General features: G+C 69.9%; 12 protein-coding genes, 1 pseudogene and 2 riboswitches. Of the genes and pseudogenes, 4 read left to right on the forward strand and 9 right to left on the reverse strand.

Annotated features, from left to right (window positions below; genetic code table 11):
• The first annotated feature begins 73 nt into the window (after nucleotides 1-73).
• On the forward strand, nucleotides 74-262 hold the full coding sequence (locus tag ABZ412_RS25200) for a DUF1508 domain-containing protein (protein WP_357284397.1): 189 nt from the start codon (nucleotides 74-76) through the stop codon (nucleotides 260-262).
• A 55-nt stretch (nucleotides 263-317) separates the two neighbouring features.
• On the opposite strand, the gene ABZ412_RS25205 is transcribed toward ABZ412_RS25200, so the two are convergent.
• A complete protein-coding gene (locus tag ABZ412_RS25205; protein ID WP_357284400.1) occupies nucleotides 318-1,247 on the reverse strand; it encodes a LysR family transcriptional regulator in 930 nt (309 codons plus the stop codon).
• A gap of 70 nt (nucleotides 1,248-1,317) precedes the next feature.
• Between ABZ412_RS25205 and ABZ412_RS25210 the strand changes: the two are divergent.
• Nucleotides 1,318-1,551, forward strand: a pseudogene (locus tag ABZ412_RS25210) (ferredoxin family protein); the annotation flags it as partial.
• Nucleotides 1,552-1,562: 11 nt separating this feature from the next.
• Here the strand turns inward: ABZ412_RS25210 and ABZ412_RS25215 are convergent.
• The 4 genes from ABZ412_RS25215 to ABZ412_RS25230 form a co-directional block, all read right to left on the reverse strand.
• Complete coding sequence (locus ABZ412_RS25215) at nucleotides 1,563-3,053, reverse strand: amino acid permease (protein ID WP_357284583.1); 1,491 nt, start codon at nucleotides 3,051-3,053, stop codon at nucleotides 1,563-1,565.
• A 54-nt stretch (nucleotides 3,054-3,107) separates the two neighbouring features.
• Nucleotides 3,108-4,178, reverse strand: coding sequence for a Glu/Leu/Phe/Val dehydrogenase dimerization domain-containing protein (locus ABZ412_RS25220; protein WP_357284585.1), 1,071 nt, complete (start codon nucleotides 4,176-4,178; stop codon nucleotides 3,108-3,110).
• A 332-nt stretch (nucleotides 4,179-4,510) separates the two neighbouring features.
• On the reverse strand, nucleotides 4,511-8,005 hold the full coding sequence (locus ABZ412_RS25225) for an indolepyruvate ferredoxin oxidoreductase family protein (RefSeq protein ID WP_357284402.1): 3,495 nt from the start codon (nucleotides 8,003-8,005) through the stop codon (nucleotides 4,511-4,513).
• Nucleotides 8,006-8,175: 170 nt separating this feature from the next.
• Nucleotides 8,176-8,661: an Lrp/AsnC family transcriptional regulator gene (locus tag ABZ412_RS25230; RefSeq protein WP_357284405.1), complete on the reverse strand. Its 486-nt coding sequence runs from the start codon at nucleotides 8,659-8,661 to the stop codon at nucleotides 8,176-8,178.
• An 85-nt stretch (nucleotides 8,662-8,746) separates the two neighbouring features.
• On the opposite strand from ABZ412_RS25230, the gene ABZ412_RS25235 reads away from it, so the two are divergent.
• The gene (locus ABZ412_RS25235) at nucleotides 8,747-9,361 is read left to right on the forward strand and encodes an LppP/LprE family lipoprotein (protein WP_357284408.1); all 615 of its coding nucleotides are present in this window, start codon (nucleotides 8,747-8,749) and stop codon (nucleotides 9,359-9,361) included.
• Nucleotides 9,362-9,388: 27 nt separating this feature from the next.
• Here the strand turns inward: ABZ412_RS25235 and ABZ412_RS25240 are convergent, their stop codons facing one another.
• From ABZ412_RS25240 to ABZ412_RS25250, 3 genes are read right to left on the reverse strand one after another with little or no spacing between them, the layout of a single operon-like run.
• Nucleotides 9,389-9,961, reverse strand: a complete 573-nt coding sequence (locus tag ABZ412_RS25240; RefSeq protein WP_357284410.1) for a histidine phosphatase family protein — start codon at nucleotides 9,959-9,961, stop codon at nucleotides 9,389-9,391.
• A complete protein-coding gene (locus ABZ412_RS25245) occupies nucleotides 9,958-10,764 on the reverse strand; it encodes a CbtA family protein (protein WP_357284413.1) in 807 nt (268 codons plus the stop codon). Before ABZ412_RS25245 ends, ABZ412_RS25240 begins: the two co-directional genes overlap by 4 nt.
• A 22-nt stretch (nucleotides 10,765-10,786) precedes the next feature.
• Nucleotides 10,787-11,002: a CbtB-domain containing protein gene (locus ABZ412_RS25250; protein WP_357284416.1), complete on the reverse strand. Its 216-nt coding sequence runs from the start codon at nucleotides 11,000-11,002 to the stop codon at nucleotides 10,787-10,789.
• A gap of 39 nt (nucleotides 11,003-11,041) precedes the next feature.
• Nucleotides 11,042-11,195: riboswitch (cobalamin riboswitch) on the reverse strand.
• Between the two features lie 154 nt (nucleotides 11,196-11,349).
• Nucleotides 11,350-11,516, forward strand: a riboswitch (cobalamin riboswitch).
• A 151-nt stretch (nucleotides 11,517-11,667) separates the two neighbouring features.
• Here ABZ412_RS25250 and metE point away from each other — a divergent pair.
• Nucleotides 11,668-13,932: a 5-methyltetrahydropteroyltriglutamate--homocysteine S-methyltransferase gene (gene metE, locus ABZ412_RS25255; protein ID WP_357284418.1), complete on the forward strand. Its 2,265-nt coding sequence runs from the start codon at nucleotides 11,668-11,670 to the stop codon at nucleotides 13,930-13,932.
• A gap of 65 nt (nucleotides 13,933-13,997) precedes the next feature.
• On the opposite strand, the gene ABZ412_RS25260 is transcribed toward metE, so the two are convergent.
• The gene (locus ABZ412_RS25260; protein WP_357284421.1) at nucleotides 13,998-15,416 is read right to left on the reverse strand and encodes a short-chain fatty acyl-CoA regulator family protein; all 1,419 of its coding nucleotides are present in this window, start codon (nucleotides 15,414-15,416) and stop codon (nucleotides 13,998-14,000) included.
• Nucleotides 15,417-15,466: the final 50 nt, after the last annotated feature.

The following is a 15,466-nucleotide window of genomic DNA, read 5'->3' on the forward strand; positions in this document are numbered from 1 at the left end:
CCGACCGTTCGGCATTCCTGCCCATACCCTGATGCGTGTCAGATGCACTTTCCAGGCGTGGAACGAGGTAGTCATGTCAGGCAAGTTCGAGCTGTTCGCTGATGCGACCGACAAGTTCCGGTGGCGGCTGAAGGCCGGCAACGGCGAGGTTATCGCGCAGAGCCAGGCGTACGCGAGCAAGGACGCGGCGAAGAAGGGCATCGCCTCGGTCCAGACCAATGCCGCCGGCGCGGCGGTCGCGGACCTCACCGATTCCATGTAGTCCGACCCGGGCGATGCCCCGCCGCGGCTGATTCCGCGGCGGGGCCTGCGCGTGTTCAATGCCGTTGCGTCCGAGCCGCTTCGATGCGGGCGGCCAGATGGACCAGGTCGGCGGCCGGACCGGTGGGCGGCGTGCGCCGATGCCAGATGGCCCGGAATTTCCTGGTCAACGGCGTCGATTCGGCCAGTGGAACGGCGCGCAGCGTGCCCGCACGGAGTTCGTGCGCCACGATCAGCCGGCTCACCACCGCCGGGGCCGCCCCGCTGCGAGCGGTCGCGAGAATCGCGGCCGCGGAACCGAGTTCGGCCGCCGGCGGGGCCGGTGTCCCGTGCATCTCGAGGGTCTCCCACACCGTGTCCCGGGTGCCCGAGCCGCGTTCGCGCCACAGCAGCGGGGTGTCGGCGAGTTCGCGCGCCGTCAGCGGTCGGCGGCGGGCGGCCCACCGGTGACTCGGCGCGACGACCACCACCAGCTCGTCCGCGGCGAGCACCCGGCTGCCCAATCCCGGTGGCGGATGCGGTCCTTCGACGAACCCGAGCTCGGCCTCGCGGTCGCCGACCGCCGCCGTCACCTGGCGCGAGTTGGCCACATCCAGGACCACCGCCAGCTCCGGGTGGATCTTGCGCAGCGCGGTCAGCCAGTGCGGAATCCGGTGGTCGGCGATGGTCGTCGAAGCCACGAGGCGCAGGCTCGGCCGCTCCGCGCGGTGCAGGGCGGTGATGCCATCGGTCAGCGCCAGCGCGGCCGCGAGCACCGGGCGGCCCAGCTCGACTACCGCCTGCCCGGCATCGGTGAGCACCGATCCCGTGCGCCCGCGATCCAGCAGCCGCAACCCGAGCCGCCGCTCCAGAGCGCTGATCCGCATACTGGCGGCGGGCTGGCTGATGCCGTGCCGCCGCGCGGCCGCGCCGAGACTGCCCAGTTCCGCGACCGAGACCAGCAGGGCCAGCACGTCCAGGTCGGGCGTACCGGGCGGCAGGATCATAAGGACAGCTTATGACGTGATCGGCATTCGGGCGCTACCTGACCACGGGAAACGGCCGCAGGATCAGCACATGACATTCGTGATCGGCGCGGACTGCGTGGACGTTCTGGACAAGGCATGCATCGAGGAATGCCCGATCGACTGCATCGTGGTCGGTGAGCGGATGGCCTACATCAACCCCGACGAGTGCATCGACTGCGCGGCCTGTGAACCGGTCTGCCCCGTCGAGGCGATCCACTACGAGGACGACCTGCCCCCCGAGCAGGAGCAGTTCGTCCTCGTGAACAGCCGGTTCTTCACCGAAGGGGTGCAGATCTAGGGAACGGGATCCGGCTCTCGGGTGGGGATCGATTCCGGGGCAGGCGCTTTCCGCTTGCCGAGCACGGAATGCGAACGGCTGTAGGCGAAGTAGATGACGACGCCCAGGGCCATCCAGATGACGAAGCGGATCCAGGTCTCGATGGACAGGTTCAGCATCAGCCACAAGCAGGCCAGGGCGGCCAGGATGGGGATGAGGGGAACCAAGGGGACGCGGAAGCCACGCTTCAGATCCGGGCGTGTGCGGCGCAGGATCGGAACGCCCAGAGAGACCAGGACGAAGGCCACCAGGGTGCCGATGTTGACCATTTCCTCGAGGGTGCCGAAGTCCACGAAACCGGCGAGCAGGGCGCACACGACGCCGACGAGGACGGTCAGGCGGACCGGGGTGCCGTGCTTGCCGGTGTGGGCCAGGCCGCGGGGGAGCAGGCCGTCGCGGGCCATCGCGAACAGGACCCGGGTCTGGCCAAGGAACATGACCATGACGACGGTGGACAGGCCCGCCAGCGCGCCGATGGAGATGATGTTCTTCACCCAGGTCGCGCCGTGGATGGCGAAAGCGGTTGCCAGCGTGGCGTTCCCGCTCGCGAGCTCGGTGTAGGGGACCATGCCGGTGAGGATCAGCGAGACCGCCACGTACAGCACGGTCACGATGGCCAGCGAGGCGAAGATGCCGCGCGGGACGTCGCGCTGCGGGTTGCGGGTCTCCTCGGCGGTGGTGGCCACCACGTCGAAGCCGACGAACGCGAAGAACACCAGCGACGCCGCGGCCAGCAGGCCGTACCAGCCGAAACTGGTTCCGCCGGAACCGGTCAGGAAGGAGAACAGCGACTGGTGCACGCCGCCCGACCGCTCCGAGGGCTGGGCCGGGGGAATGTAGGGGGTCAGGTTGGCGGCCTTGAAGTAGGTCGCGCCGACCACCAGCACCAGCGCGATCACGGCCAGCTTGATGGCCACCGCGACCGCCGAGACCCGCGAGGACAGCTTGGTGCCGGTCGCCAGCAGCGTGCCCACCACGGCGATGATCACCACCGCGCCCCAGTCGAAGGTGATGGACCCGACGTGCGCGACCGGGCTCACCACCCCGTGCAGCACCTCGCCGAGATACTGCGACCACCCCTTGGCGACCACCGACACCGCCAGCGCGAACTCCAGGATCAGATCCCAGCCGATGATCCAGGCGATGACCTCGCCGAAAGTGGCGTACGCGAACGTGTACGCGCTGCCCGCCACCGGCACGGTCGAGGCGAATTCGGCGTAGCACAACGCCGTCAGCCCGCACGCGATGGCCGCGAACACGAAGGCCAGCGAGACCGACGGCCCCGCCACCTGGCCCGCGGTCCGGGCGGTGAGCGTGAAGATGCCCGCCCCGATGACCACGGCGACCCCGAAGATGGTCAGATCCCGCGCGGTCAGATCCTTGCGCAGTTTGGAATCCGGCTCATCGGTATCCCGGATCGATTGCTCGACCGATTTGGTGCGGAACATTCCGCTCGCGAACGCCACTGTTCGTCTCCTTTCCGAAGAGTTTCGGTGCCGCGATCAGCGAACTCGCGGAATGGCGTCGAGCCGCCGCTCCGCGAACCTGTTCGCCGCCGCACCGGTGCCGATGCCCTCGGCCTGGGATTCCGCGATGATGTCGCGGCAACGGTCGAAGATGCCCCTCACTGCGTCTTCGACCTCGGCCGGCGCCGCGTGCCGCAGCTCACCGGCCACCTGAACCAGCCCACCGGCATTGGCCACGAAATCCGGGACCCAGGTGATGCCGCGCTCGTTCAGGGCGTATTCCACCGCGGGCGTGGCCAACTGGTTGTTGGCCGCTCCGCAGACGAGTTTCGCCTCGATGGCCTCGGCGCTCGACACGGTGAGCGTGCCGCCGAGGGCGCAGGGGGCGTAGACGTCGACCGGAGCCGTGGACACGGTGCTCAACAGTCGAACCGAGGGATGGTCGGTCGAAAGGCGTTCCAGCGCAGCCGTGTTCACGTCGGTCGCGCAGACCTCCGCGCCGTCGGCCAGCAGCAGCTGGATCAGTTCGCGGCCGACCTTGCCGACGCCCTCGACGCCGACCGTGCGGCCCGCCAGCGTCGGTGCGCCCCACACGGATTCGGCTCCGGCGCGCATCGCGTTGAACACGCCCAGGGCGGTGAGCCGGGCGCTGTCGCCGGACCCGCCCGCCGCGGTGCTGCGGCCGGTGACGTAGCCGGTGTAGCGGCCGATCGCGTCCAGGTCGTCGGTGTTGGTGCCCACGTCACCGGCCGTGATGTACCGCCCGCCGAGGGATTCCACGAAGCGCGCGTAGGCGGCGAACAGCTCCTCGCTCTTGTCCAGCGCCGGATCGCCGATGATGACGGCCTTGCCGCCGCCCAGATCCACCCCGGCGGCCGCGGCCTTGTAGGTCATGCCCCACGACAGCCGCAGCACATCGTCCAGCGCGGCCGCCTCGGAGGCGTACGGGTACATCCGGGTGCCGCCCAGCGCCGGGCCGAGCGCGGTCGAGTGGATCGCGATGATCGCCTTGAGCCCGCTGCGGTCGTCCTCGCAGAACACCACCTGCTCGTGCCGCCGGGCGCTCAGTTCGTGCGAGCGGCCGAAAACCCCTGCTTCGGTGTGCATTGCGGTCACGGTCGATTCCTTTCGTGGACGCCGCTCGTGGCGGCCGGGTGGGGCCGCGTGGTGGGCGGCCGGGGAACTGCCACGCGGGTGGCAGCGGGTCGGGCAGGGTCGGCGGCGGGTATGCCGCTCGGCCGTGACCGGTGTTCGGCGGTCGCGTCCGGTGGGCGCGGGCCGTGGCGATCCCGCGCCATGGGGTGGTCAGGGATCGCCGAGGGCGGGCGACGGTCGCTGATCGTCGCCGTATTGCTGTGGGCTGGTGTGGAATTGGTCGCGGTCGACGCCGGGTTCGCCACCCGAGGCTGCCCGAGCTGTCCGGCTCGGGCAGCGACGTGTCAGCCGTCGAGGCCGAGTTCGCGCAGGCGGGCGCGGTAGAGCTCGACATTGCCGAGCTTGACATCCTCGTAGCCGCGGACGAGATCGGGCAGCGCCGCCGCCGCGACGGCGGTGGCGTACCCGTCGACGGTGAGACCGGCCGCGAGCCGGTGCACCATGCCGGTGTAGTGGGACAGCAGTTCCCGCTCCACCTTGCGGACGTGGGCGTAACCGAAGGGGTCGAGCTTGGTGCCGCGCAGCGCCTTGCCCTTGGCGAGCAGCTTCAGGGCCACATGGGATTTCGGGGCGAGGCCGATCTTCTTCTTGCGGCCCAGCGCGCGCAGCACCGGCGGGTGCAGCTTGTAGGTGAGGTTCTCGCCGCCGGGGACCTGCGCCTGGACCTCGTCCAGGAACGCGGGATCGACCAGCAGTCGCGCGACCTCGTACTCGTCCTTGTAGGCGGTGAACTTGAACAGTCCACGCGCCACGGCCTCGGTGAACTCGGTGCGCTCGGTGACCGCGCGCTCCGCGGTCCACGTGGCCTGGACGGTGTCGATGTAGCGCTGGGCGACCTTGGCGTTCTGGTAGTCGATCAGCTCGGCGGCGCGCAGTTCCACCAGTCGCCGGACCTCGCCGTCGAAGCCGGTGCCCGCCAGCAGCTCGGCGGGCGCGACCCGTGGAGCGCGCTGTGCCGCACCGGAATCGGTGGCCGCCGCGAACGCGGCCGGATCGGCGATGGCCACCCGGCCCCAGCGGAAGGCCGCGATATTGGCCGACACCGCGACACCGTTGATGCCGATCGCCTCCTCGATCGCCGCGGCGGGCAGCCGCAGGCCACCGGTCTGGAAGGCCGCGCCGACCATCAGGAAGTTGGCTGAGGCGGTAGTGCCGAACAGGTGTTGCGCGGCGGCCAGGGCGTCGAAGTCGACCTGCGAATCCGACACCGCCGCCAGCCGATCCAGCAGCGGCCCGGTCTCGGGGTAGGCGACCGACTTGTCGTAGACCATGTCGCCGGTCGGGGTCTTGCTGGTCGAGGCGACGACCACGGTCCCGTTCGGGTCGCCGTACTGGAGGTTCTTGGGGTCGGCGGCGGTCAGCAGGTCGATGGCCATGATGCAGTCGGCGCTGCCGGGGGTGAGCCGGTTCGACGGCTCCAATTCCGTGGTGGAGAAGCGCAGATGCGACAGCACCGGCCCGGCCTTCTGGCTCAGCCCGATCTGATCGAGGCTCTCGACCGCGTACCCGGCGCGCAGCGCGGCCGTGGCCAGCACCTGGTTGACCGTCACGATGCCGGTGCCACCGATACCCGCGATGAGCACGTTCTGCGTGCCCGGCGGGGCGCCGAGCCCAGGATCGGCCACGACGGGCGGTTCGGCCGGCTTGCGGCGCAGGCCGCGGACGCGCCGGGAGCCCTTGCCGCCCTTGGCATCCGGCCGCAGCTCCACCGTCACGAAGGACGGGCAGTCCCCGTCCAGGCAGCTGTAGTCGGTATTGCACGAGGTCTGGTCGATGCGCGTCTTGCGCCCGAACTCGGTCTCCACCGGCTGCACCGACAGGCAGTTGGACTTGGTGCCGCAGTCGCCGCAGCCCTCACACACCGCCTCGTTGATCACCACGCGGGTATTGCGCACCGGCAGCGTGCCGCGCTTGCGCTGCCGTCGCGCGTCGGCGGCGCAATGCTGGTCGTAGATCAGCACGGTCACGCCCTTGACCTCGCGCAGCAGTTTCTGTGCCTCGTCGAGCCGGTCCCGATGCCACAGCAGCGTGCCCTTGGCGAGCGCCTTCTTGTTGTGCCGCTTGGGATCGTCGGCGCAGATGATGATCTGCCTGACCCCTTCCATGGTCAGCTTGTGGGTGAGTTTGGCGACCGTCAGCCCGCCCTCCACGTCCTGCGCGCCGGTCATGGCGACGACCTCGTTGTAGAGCAGCTTGTAGGTGATGTTCACCCCCGCCGCCACACACGCCTGCACGGCCAGCTGCCCGGAGTGGAAGAAGGTGCCGTCGCCGATGTTCTGGAACAGGTGCGGCACATCGGTGAACGGGGCCTGCCCGATCCACTGGCTGCCCTCGCCGCCCATCTGGGTGAGGCCGGTGACCGCGCTGTCGCCGCGCCCGGACAGGGTGACCAGGGTGTGGCAGCCGATGCCGCCGCCGCCGATGGACCCCTCGGGCAGCGCGGTGGAGCGGTTGTGCGGGCAGCCGCTGCAGAAGTACGGGGTGCGCTTGGCGGACAGCGCCTCCAGCGAAAGCGCCGGGGGCGGCGCCTTCTTCAGCTCGACGTGCTCGCGCAGCACCCGGCGCAGCGGGCCGAGCAGGCGGCCGGCGGTCAGCTCGCCGTCGAACGGCATGAGCGGCAGCCCGTTCCCGTCCAGCTTGCCGAGGATGCGCGGGGCGTCGGCGGCGCCGTACAGGATCTCGCGGATCTGGGTCTCGACGAAGGCGGTCTTGTCCTCCACCACGATGATCTGTTCAAGTCCACGCGCGAACTCCGTGACCCGCTGCGCGCCAACGGGATACGGCATGCCGATGCGCAGCAGGCGGATTCCTGCCCGGTGCATGGCCGCCTCGTCGACGCCGAGATCGTGCAGGCCCTGCCGGACCGCGTCGAAGGTGGTGCCGGTGGCCGCGATCCCGATCCGCGCGTGGATCGGATCGACCTCGATGACATCGAGGTCATTGGCGGCGCCGAAGGCGCGCACGGTGGCCCAGCGCGGCCCGTACAGATCGGCCTCGGCGAGCACGCTGTCGGCGGGAGCCGCCATGGGCCGCTGCCGGTAGGCGAAAGTCTTGCCCTCCCACTGCACTTCGGGCACCGCGATGGGCAGGTTCGCGACCGAGCCGTCCACCGTCCAGGCCCCGTCGGCGACATCGGCCACGATCTTCAGCGCCACGATGCACCCCGAGGCCCGCGACAGCGCGATGCCCTGCATCCCCATGGTGATGATCTCGCGGGCGTTGCGCGGGAACAGCACCGGCACACCCATGGCGGCCAGGGATCGTTCGCTCACCGCGGGCACGGTCGAGGACTTCGAGGCCGGGTCGTCGCCGACCAGCAGCAGCACGCCGCCGCGCGGATTGACCCCGTACATGTTCGCGTGCCGGATGGCGTCGGTGGCCCGGTCCACGCCGGGGCCCTTGCCGTACCAGACGCCGACCACGCCGTCGTGGGTCGGCGTCCCGGTGGGCAGGTCGGCCTGGCTACCCCACACCGCGGTGGCCGCGAGCTCCTCGTTGAAGCCGGGCACGAAGGCGATGTCGTGTTCGGTCAGCACGGTCGGCATGCCGAGCAGCATCTTGTCGACGCCGCCCAGCGGGCTGCCCTGATACCCGGACACGAAGGTCGCGACCCGGTGACCGGCGCGCATATCCCGCACATGCTGTTCCACCAGCAGGCGGGCGATGGCCTGCACGCCGGTGAGGAGGACCGGACCCGCACCCGACCGGTAGCGGTCGGCGAGGTCGTAGGGCGTAGCCGGTTCGGCCTGTGGTGCAGGCGCGCAGGCAACGTCGGTCATGAACAGTCACCACACTCTCCACAGCTCAGATTGTGAGCTGCAACGAAGGGACCAAGCGATCGGTGCTGCGAAATCTGCCGTGAAGGGTGATCTGTGTCAACAGTCGGGCGAAAAGTTGATCAGACTGCTCAAAAGTGATCTGGAACACTATGATGTGCGCAGCATTCTGGTCAGTCGGAGGCCGGGTGACTGGTCAGATGCTCGACGAGCGGCAGCGACCGGTATTCGATCGGCGTCGCCAGCGCCAGCATGGTCTCGGTGTGCTTGACGCCGGTGATGGCGTGCACCCGCTGGATGACGCCGAGCAGATCCGGCTGCGACCGGGCCGCCACCCGGACCAGCAGGTCGCCGCGCCCGGTGGTGGCGTGCACCTCGAGCACGTTCGGGAACGCGCGCAACGACTCCACAATGTCGTTCATCTTGTTCTGGTCCAGTTCGATGCCGAGGAAGGCGTGCACCGCGAATCCGATGGCCTCGAGATCCACGTCCGGCGGATACCCCCGGACCACCCCGGCCGCCTCCAGCCGTTTCATCCGCGCCTGCACGGTGTTCCGCGCGATCCCGAGCCGTTGCGCCAATTCCAGGATCGGCACCCGCGGATCGGCCGCCAGTTCCCGGAGCAGCGCGGAATCGAGCGCGTCGATCTTGATGCTCATGCCGCATTCTCGCACAGCGGTTCTCGATAACGCCGCTGCTCACGCGGCCGATGATGAGGGCGTGAAGCGTACTCGGGGAGGACTCGTGAAGACCAGGTCAGCGGCTCTGCTCGCGATGGCGGCCGCCGTGGTGGCGGTGACCACCGCGTGCGATCCGGGGTCGTCGACCGGCCCGGTGACGACCAGCCCCGCCGGTCCGGGGGCGACCGTCCCCGGCGGCCCGGCCACCACCGCGGCGGGGAGTCCCGCGCCGACGTCCGCGCCGCAGCAGCCGGGCACCGCACCCGCCGGGAGCGGGCACGGGCTGTGCTTCGACATCAACTCCGATCTGGCCCGGGCCGCCATCGCGCTGCTGTCTCCGCCGCCGGTGGGCGGCTGGCAGACCGGTGAGGCGAGCCAGGTGGAGCTGGCCTCCGGCTGCGACGGTGTGCTGTCGTGGATGACGGTGAACTCCAACACCAATCACCCGTACACCCACGTGTTGTTCTTCACCGGCGGCACCTATCTGGGCACCGCCACCTCCGATCCGTACATGTACACGCTGGTCACCGGAAAGACGCGGAACTCGCTGCAGCTGACCTACCGCTGGCTCGACAACAGCGATCCCATGTGCTGCCCGCAGGGCGGTCCCAGCGTCGTCACCTTCACCCTCGACGGCACCAAGGTGAAGGCGGACGGCCAGTTCCCGCCGCACGCCTGACGATTCGGAACGCCGGCGCGGGCTGATTCAGGACGCCAACTCGAGCGCGGTCGCGCGCAGCGTCCAGGCCGGGGCGCGGTGGTTCAGGGTGGTGGCGCTCAGCGGCGGAATGTCGAGGCGCCAGAACGACTCCGGGGGAGCGTTGAGAGTGCGCAGCACGGCGGCCCGGACGATCGCGGGGTGCGTCACCGCGACGATCCGGTCGCCGCGCCCGGCCAGGCCCCGCAGCCAGTCGCCGACGCGGTCGATCAACCCGGTGATCGATTCGCCGCCGTGATCGCGGAAGCCCGGATCGGTGAGCCAGCCCATCAGCTGCTCGGGCGCGAGGTCGTCCATCGTCTTCCCGGCCCAGTCGCCATGGTCCAGATCGCGCAGCGCGGGCTCCGGGGTCCCGGTGAATCCCAGGGCCCGACAGGTCTGTTCGGCCCGCAGCTCCGGTGCGTGGAGCACCGTCGCGGGCGCCGGGCCGGGCAGCCCGCCCGCCTGCTCGGCCGACCGCGACCCGAGCGGGTTGAGCGGTTCATCGGCCGGGAAGCGGGCGGACTGCACGGCATCGGTGATCGCGTGCGTCACCAGGGTCAGACGGGTGACCGCGCTCATGCCGCCACGGCGGGCGCGGCCGGGGCGCGGTCGCCGAGCAGGCGCGGCGCCAGCCAGGCGAAGCCGACCCCGATGACCGCCCACACCATGAGCTGGGCGGCGAACGCGTACAGCCGGAAGTGGTACAGGTCGTCGGCGGGGAAGCCCGGGAAGACGATCGTGCCGGACGCGTCCTGCAACGGTCCCGGCGCTTCGGAGAACGACGGCAGCAGCGCCAGCAGCGCGCCCATCACCACCACGAAACCCGCCGCGGCGGCGACCGACGCGGTCCAATTGTCCAGGCGCGCGGTCAGTCTGCGGCCCAGCCAGATCGCGGTCACCAACGCGACCGCGGTGATCACGATCAGGCCCACGTACAGGGCCGTGCGCTCCTCGATGGTGTCCGGATTCCCGACGGATGGCGGGTTGGCCGGGTACTTCAGGAACGGCACCGCGTACAGCGCCAGGAACATGCCGCCCGACACCAGCAGTGCCAGATTCCGCGGTGAGATCTTCCCGGCCTTGCGCAGCGCCAGGAAGTAGACGACCGCGAACAGCGCGCCCAGTGCCGCGCCGAACACGATCACGCCGAAGCCGAGACCGACATTCTGCTGCTGCGCGCGGGTGAACAGCTCGGCCCCGTGGTCCATGTCCATGGGCTTGCCGGCGGCCTTGTCGAGCGCCATCTGCGCGTCGTCGCGGCCCCCCTCGTAGGCGATGGCGCGGTCGATGATCGGCTCGGACAGGATCCGGGCGAAGACGAACGCCAGCGATCCGCCGAGGGCCCCCAGCAGGACTCCTCGGCCGATGATTCGCTTTTCCATTGTGGTTACTCGATTCCCGGTGCTAGTGGCAGGGGAAACCGAGGAAATGGCGGCCGTCATGCACGAACTCGTGCACGTGCATGTCGCTGCCGAACACCGACACCGCACCCTGATCGATGCCGATGAAGTAGATGGCCAGCAGGGCCAGCAGGGTGGTGCCGACCAGCCACAGGGCGGTGGACGGGATCGCGAGCGCGCCGCTGCCGACACCGGAGCGAGGAGCGAAAGAGGTAGCCACGAAGGACTCCTTTGAGTCAGGGGGATTCCGCGTCCCCGTTGCCGATCGAACCGACGATGTGAGGGTCTGACTCGCATCCGTCTCGCGGGGAGACCGGGCTGCTCACAGTGGCGCGACCGTTCCGGCATTGCACCGGATTCCTCATGACATCGTCGATCAACCATACGAAAGGGCATCGCCGCTGGTCAATCCGCCTGCCCGGGTCGACCACCTGGTGAGATGCCGGGATCGTGGTGTCGCTGGGCTATATTCGCCAACGCAACTGGTTCGCCGGAGGTGGAGTCGAGGAGCCCCTGACCCATTCGACGGCGTCGAAGCCCGCCGCCGCGCTCGCGCGCCGCCGGGTGAGAGGGAACCCGGTGGGAATCCGGGACTGTCCCGCAGCGGTGAATGGGAACGAACGCCGTCATCAGCACTGGGCGCATGCCTGGGAAGCGACGGCCGGTAGGTCCGCCTCGGTCTCGTGCCGGGGCCGACCCGAGTATCGGGTCGATGCCCATGAGTCCGAAGACCTGCCCGTCGTGCCGGATACGCCGTATCCGGCGGTCGTCGCCTCGTGGACTGGGCGCTACGCCGATCGGATCCGGGCACGGTCGATGCATGGGCTCCGTCAGCGTGCGCTCATATTGGGCGGCGGTCATCACTGCTGACCGTGGAGTTCATCAATGTTGAACCCTGACAACACCTTCACCGCCACGGTGCTGGGGCTGCCCCGCATCGGACCGAACCGGGAACTGAAACGCGCGATCGAGGCGTATTGGGCGGGGCGGATCGACGCCGCCGCACTCCACGGCCTCGCCGGTGGCCTGCGCGCCACGCAACTGCTGGCGGTGCACGCCGCCGGACTGGACTCGGTTCCGGTGGGCACCTTCTCCTACTACGACCAGATGCTCGACACCGCGGTGCTGCTGGGCGCGCTGCCCGAGCGGGTGCACGGCATCGCCGACGACCTGGACCGCTACTTCGCGGCCGCGCGCGGCACCGCCGATATCGCGCCGCTCGAGATGACCAAGTGGTTCGACACCAACTACCACTATCTGGTGCCCGAGCTCTCGGCCTCGACCCGGTTCGCCCTGCACCCGGACAAGCCGCTCGCGGAACTGGAAGAGGCTCTGGCGCTGGGCATTCCGGCCCGGCCGGTCATCATCGGACCGGTCACCTTCCTGAAACTGGCCAAGTCGGTGGACGGCAGCGAGCTGCTGGATCGGCTGCCCGATCTGCTGCCGCTGTACGAACGGCTGCTGGGCCTGCTGGCGGCCGCGGGTGCGCGGTGGGTGCAGCTCGACGAGCCGGTGCTGGTCACCGACCTGACGGACACCGAACTGGCAGTGGTGCGTTCGGCGTATCAGCGGCTGGCCTCGGTCGCCGCGCGGCCCGATCTGCTGGTGGCCTCGTACTTCGGCCGGCTGGGCGCGGCGCTGCCGGCGCTGGCGGACACCGGGATCGAGGGCCTCGCCGTCGATCTGGTGTCGGGTGGTGACGCGGATATCGCCGCGGCGCGGCGGCTTTCCGGGACGCTGCTCGTCGCGGGCGTCGTCGACGGGTACAACGTGTGGCGCACCGATCCCGATCGGGCGCTGACCGGGCCGGCCGCGCTCGCCGCAGGTGGCGCGCCCGTGGCGGTGTCGAGTTCCTGCTCGCTGCTGCATGTTCCGTACAGCCTCGCCGCCGAGCCGGAGCTGGAGCCGCGCCTGCGGTCCTGGCTGGCGTTCGGGACCGAGAAGATCGCCGAGATCCGGCTGCTGGCCACCGTCCTGCATGAGGGGCAGGACGCGGTCGCGGAGCAGCTGGAGATCGCGCGAACGGCGGTGCTGGACCGGCGATCCGACGCGCGACTGCGCGACACGGCGGTGCGTGACCGGCTGGCCGCACTGGACGCGGCAGCCGCGCGTCGGGCGCCCGCGGCGGAGCGACGGCGGTCGCAGCGGGAGCGGCTGGACCTGCCGCCGCTGCCGACCACGACCATCGGTTCCTACCCGCAGACCGGCCGTATCCGGCTGGCGCGCGCCGCCCTGCGCCGGGGCGAGATCGACCGGACCGAGTACGACGCTCGCATGCGCGCCGAGATCGCCGAAGTCATTGCGCTGCAAGAGGAGATCGGTCTCGATGTGCTGGTGCACGGCGAGCCCGAACGCAATGACATGGTGCAGTACTTCGCCGAGCAGCTGGAGGGCTTCGCGGCCACCGCGAACGGATGGGTGCAGTCCTACGGCACTCGCTGCGTGCGTCCGCCGATCCTGTTCGGCGACGTGGCCCGGCCGGCGGCCATGACCGTCGACTGGATCACCTACGCGCAGTCGCTGACCGGCAAACCGGTCAAGGGCATGCTCACCGGGCCGGTCACCATCCTGGCGTGGTCCTACGTCCGCGACGACCAGCCGCTCGCCGCCACCGCTCGCCAGCTCGCACTGGCGATCCGGGACGAGACGGTGGACCTGGAGGCCGCCGGGACCGCCATCATCCAGGTGGACGAACCGGCCTTGCGGGAGCTGCTGCCGCTGCGCCGCGCCGATCAGCCCGAATACCTGGACTGGGCGGTGACGGCGTTCCGGCTGGCGACTTCCGGGGTCGCCGACGGCACCCAGATCCACACCCACCTCTGCTATTCGGAATTCGGTGAGATCATCGGCGCGATAGCGGGATTGGATGCCGATGTCACCTCCATCGAGGCGGCGCGCTCGCACATGGAGGTGCTCGGCGACCTCAACGCGGCGGGCTTCGACCTGGGTGTGGGGCCGGGCGTGTACGACATCCACTCGCCGCGCGTGCCCGGCGTCCGGGAGATCGAGGAGGCGCTGACCCGGGCACTGAAAGTGGTTCCGGCCGAACGGCTCTGGGTCAACCCCGACTGCGGTCTCAAGACGCGGGGCACCGCCGAGGTGACCGAGTCACTGCGCAATCTCGTGGCCGCCGCGCACGCGTTGCGGTAGCCGAGAACCGGGGCGTGCCGCGCCGTGTTCCGTGCGAACGAACGCGGTGCGCCCCGGCCGTCCGGTCAGGTGATCGGCGCGTAAGGGATGGTCCGGGAACTGTTGTCGTCCACCCGGATCGGGCGTCCCAACTGCGGGAACGCGCGCTGTGCGCAGTCGGTGCGCTCGCAGACCTTGCAGCCCGCGCCGATCGGCACCGCCGTGCGCGGGTCGTCGACGGGCAGGCCGTGCGAGTACACCAGCTTGTCCGCGTAGGTCAGGTCGCAGCCCAGCCCGATGGCGAAATCCCGGGTGGGGGACAGGTATCCGGGCGTCTTCTCGTCGGTGGTGCGCGCCAGCCACAGGTAGTTGCGGCCGTCGGGCATCCGGGCGATCTGGGTTCGGATGCTGCCCGGTGTGGAGAACGCGTCGTGCACCACCCACAGCGGGCAGCTGCCGCCCACCCGGGAGAAGTGGAACGCGGTGGCGGACTGGCGTTTCGAGATGTTCCCGGCGCGATCGGTGCGGACGAAGAAGAACGGCACCCCGCGCTTGCCGGGCCGCTGCAGGGTCGACAGGCGGTGGCAGACGGTCTCGAAGCCGACCTCGAAGGTGGCGGCCAGCAGTTCGATGTCGTAGCGCAGGGATTCGGCCGCGTCCCAGAAGCGGGTGTAGGGCAGGATCAGGGCTCCGGCGAAGTAGTTGGCGAGCCCGGTGCGCAGCAGGCCGCGCGAATTCTCGGGCATGGTGTCGGCCGCGTCGATCAGGTCGGCGATCACCTCGGCCTGGGTGAGAAACGCGAGCTGCGTGGCCAATTGGAACGCGCGTTGACCGGCGGTGAGCCGCCGCGCCAGGGTCAGCACGCGGCTGTCGGGGTCGAAAACCCGTTTGGGGCCCGGATCGCTGGGATCGTCGGTGCGGATGAGGACCGCGATGCCGTGCTGCTCGCGCAGCAACCGGGTCAGCTGCAGGTCGAGTCCGCCGAGACTCAGGCCATTGCGGTCGAACAGCTGCTCGGCGGCGGTGTCGAGCTCGGGGATGTGGTTGCGCCGGTCGTAGAAGTAGTCGCGGACGTCCTCGTAGGGCATGGCGGCGGCGGATTCGCCCGCGTCGCCGTCGATTCCGGCGGAGACGCGTTCCATCTGCTCGGTGGCGCCGCGCAGGCGACGGTGCAGGCCGACCAGCACCCGCGCGGCCGCCGGGACCCGGGCCACCAGGTCGTCGATCTCGGCGGTCGTGATGTCGGCGCCCTCGGGATCCTCGGCGAACACGTCCTGCAGGTCGGCGATCAGCCGGGCGTCGACGTCGGCGGCGAAGAAGCCCATGTCCAGGTCGAAGCGGGCGTTCAGGCGCAGCAGTACCGGCACGGTCAGCGGGCGCTGGTCGTGCTCGAGCTGATTGATGTAGCTGACCGAGAGTTCGAGCGTCTTGGCCAGTGCGGACTGCGACAGGCCCCGGCGCTCCCGCAAGGCGCGCAGGCGCGCGCCCGCGTACATCTTCTGCATGCGCTCAATCTAGCAATCCGAGCTTTCACAACTTTCACCGAATCAGGGTT

Origin of the sequence: Nocardia sp. NPDC005746 (genome assembly GCF_040630785.1) — a bacterium.
In the GTDB taxonomy this organism is placed as follows: domain Bacteria; phylum Actinomycetota; class Actinomycetes; order Mycobacteriales; family Mycobacteriaceae; genus Nocardia.

Bases quoted from the DNA above. Each gene is read 5' to 3' on its own strand.
- ABZ412_RS25200 (WP_357284397.1), top strand. From the start codon at position 74: ATGTCAGGCAAGTTCGAGCTGTTCGCTGATGCGACCGACAAGTTCCGG.
- ABZ412_RS25205 (WP_357284400.1), bottom strand. From the start codon at position 1,247: ATGATCCTGCCGCCCGGTACGCCCGACCTGGACGTGCTGGCCCTGCTG.
- ABZ412_RS25215 (WP_357284583.1), bottom strand. From the start codon at position 3,053: ATGTTCCGCACCAAATCGGTCGAGCAATCGATCCGGGATACCGATGAG.
- ABZ412_RS25220 (WP_357284585.1), bottom strand. From the start codon at position 4,178: ATGCACACCGAAGCAGGGGTTTTCGGCCGCTCGCACGAACTGAGCGCC.
- ABZ412_RS25225 (WP_357284402.1), bottom strand. From the start codon at position 8,005: ATGACCGACGTTGCCTGCGCGCCTGCACCACAGGCCGAACCGGCTACG.
- ABZ412_RS25230 (WP_357284405.1), bottom strand. From the start codon at position 8,661: ATGAGCATCAAGATCGACGCGCTCGATTCCGCGCTGCTCCGGGAACTG.
- ABZ412_RS25240 (WP_357284410.1), bottom strand. From the start codon at position 9,961: ATGAGCGCGGTCACCCGTCTGACCCTGGTGACGCACGCGATCACCGAT.
- ABZ412_RS25245 (WP_357284413.1), bottom strand. From the start codon at position 10,764: ATGGAAAAGCGAATCATCGGCCGAGGAGTCCTGCTGGGGGCCCTCGGC.
- metE (WP_357284418.1), top strand. From the start codon at position 11,668: ATGTTGAACCCTGACAACACCTTCACCGCCACGGTGCTGGGGCTGCCC.
- ABZ412_RS25260 (WP_357284421.1), bottom strand. From the start codon at position 15,416: ATGCAGAAGATGTACGCGGGCGCGCGCCTGCGCGCCTTGCGGGAGCGC.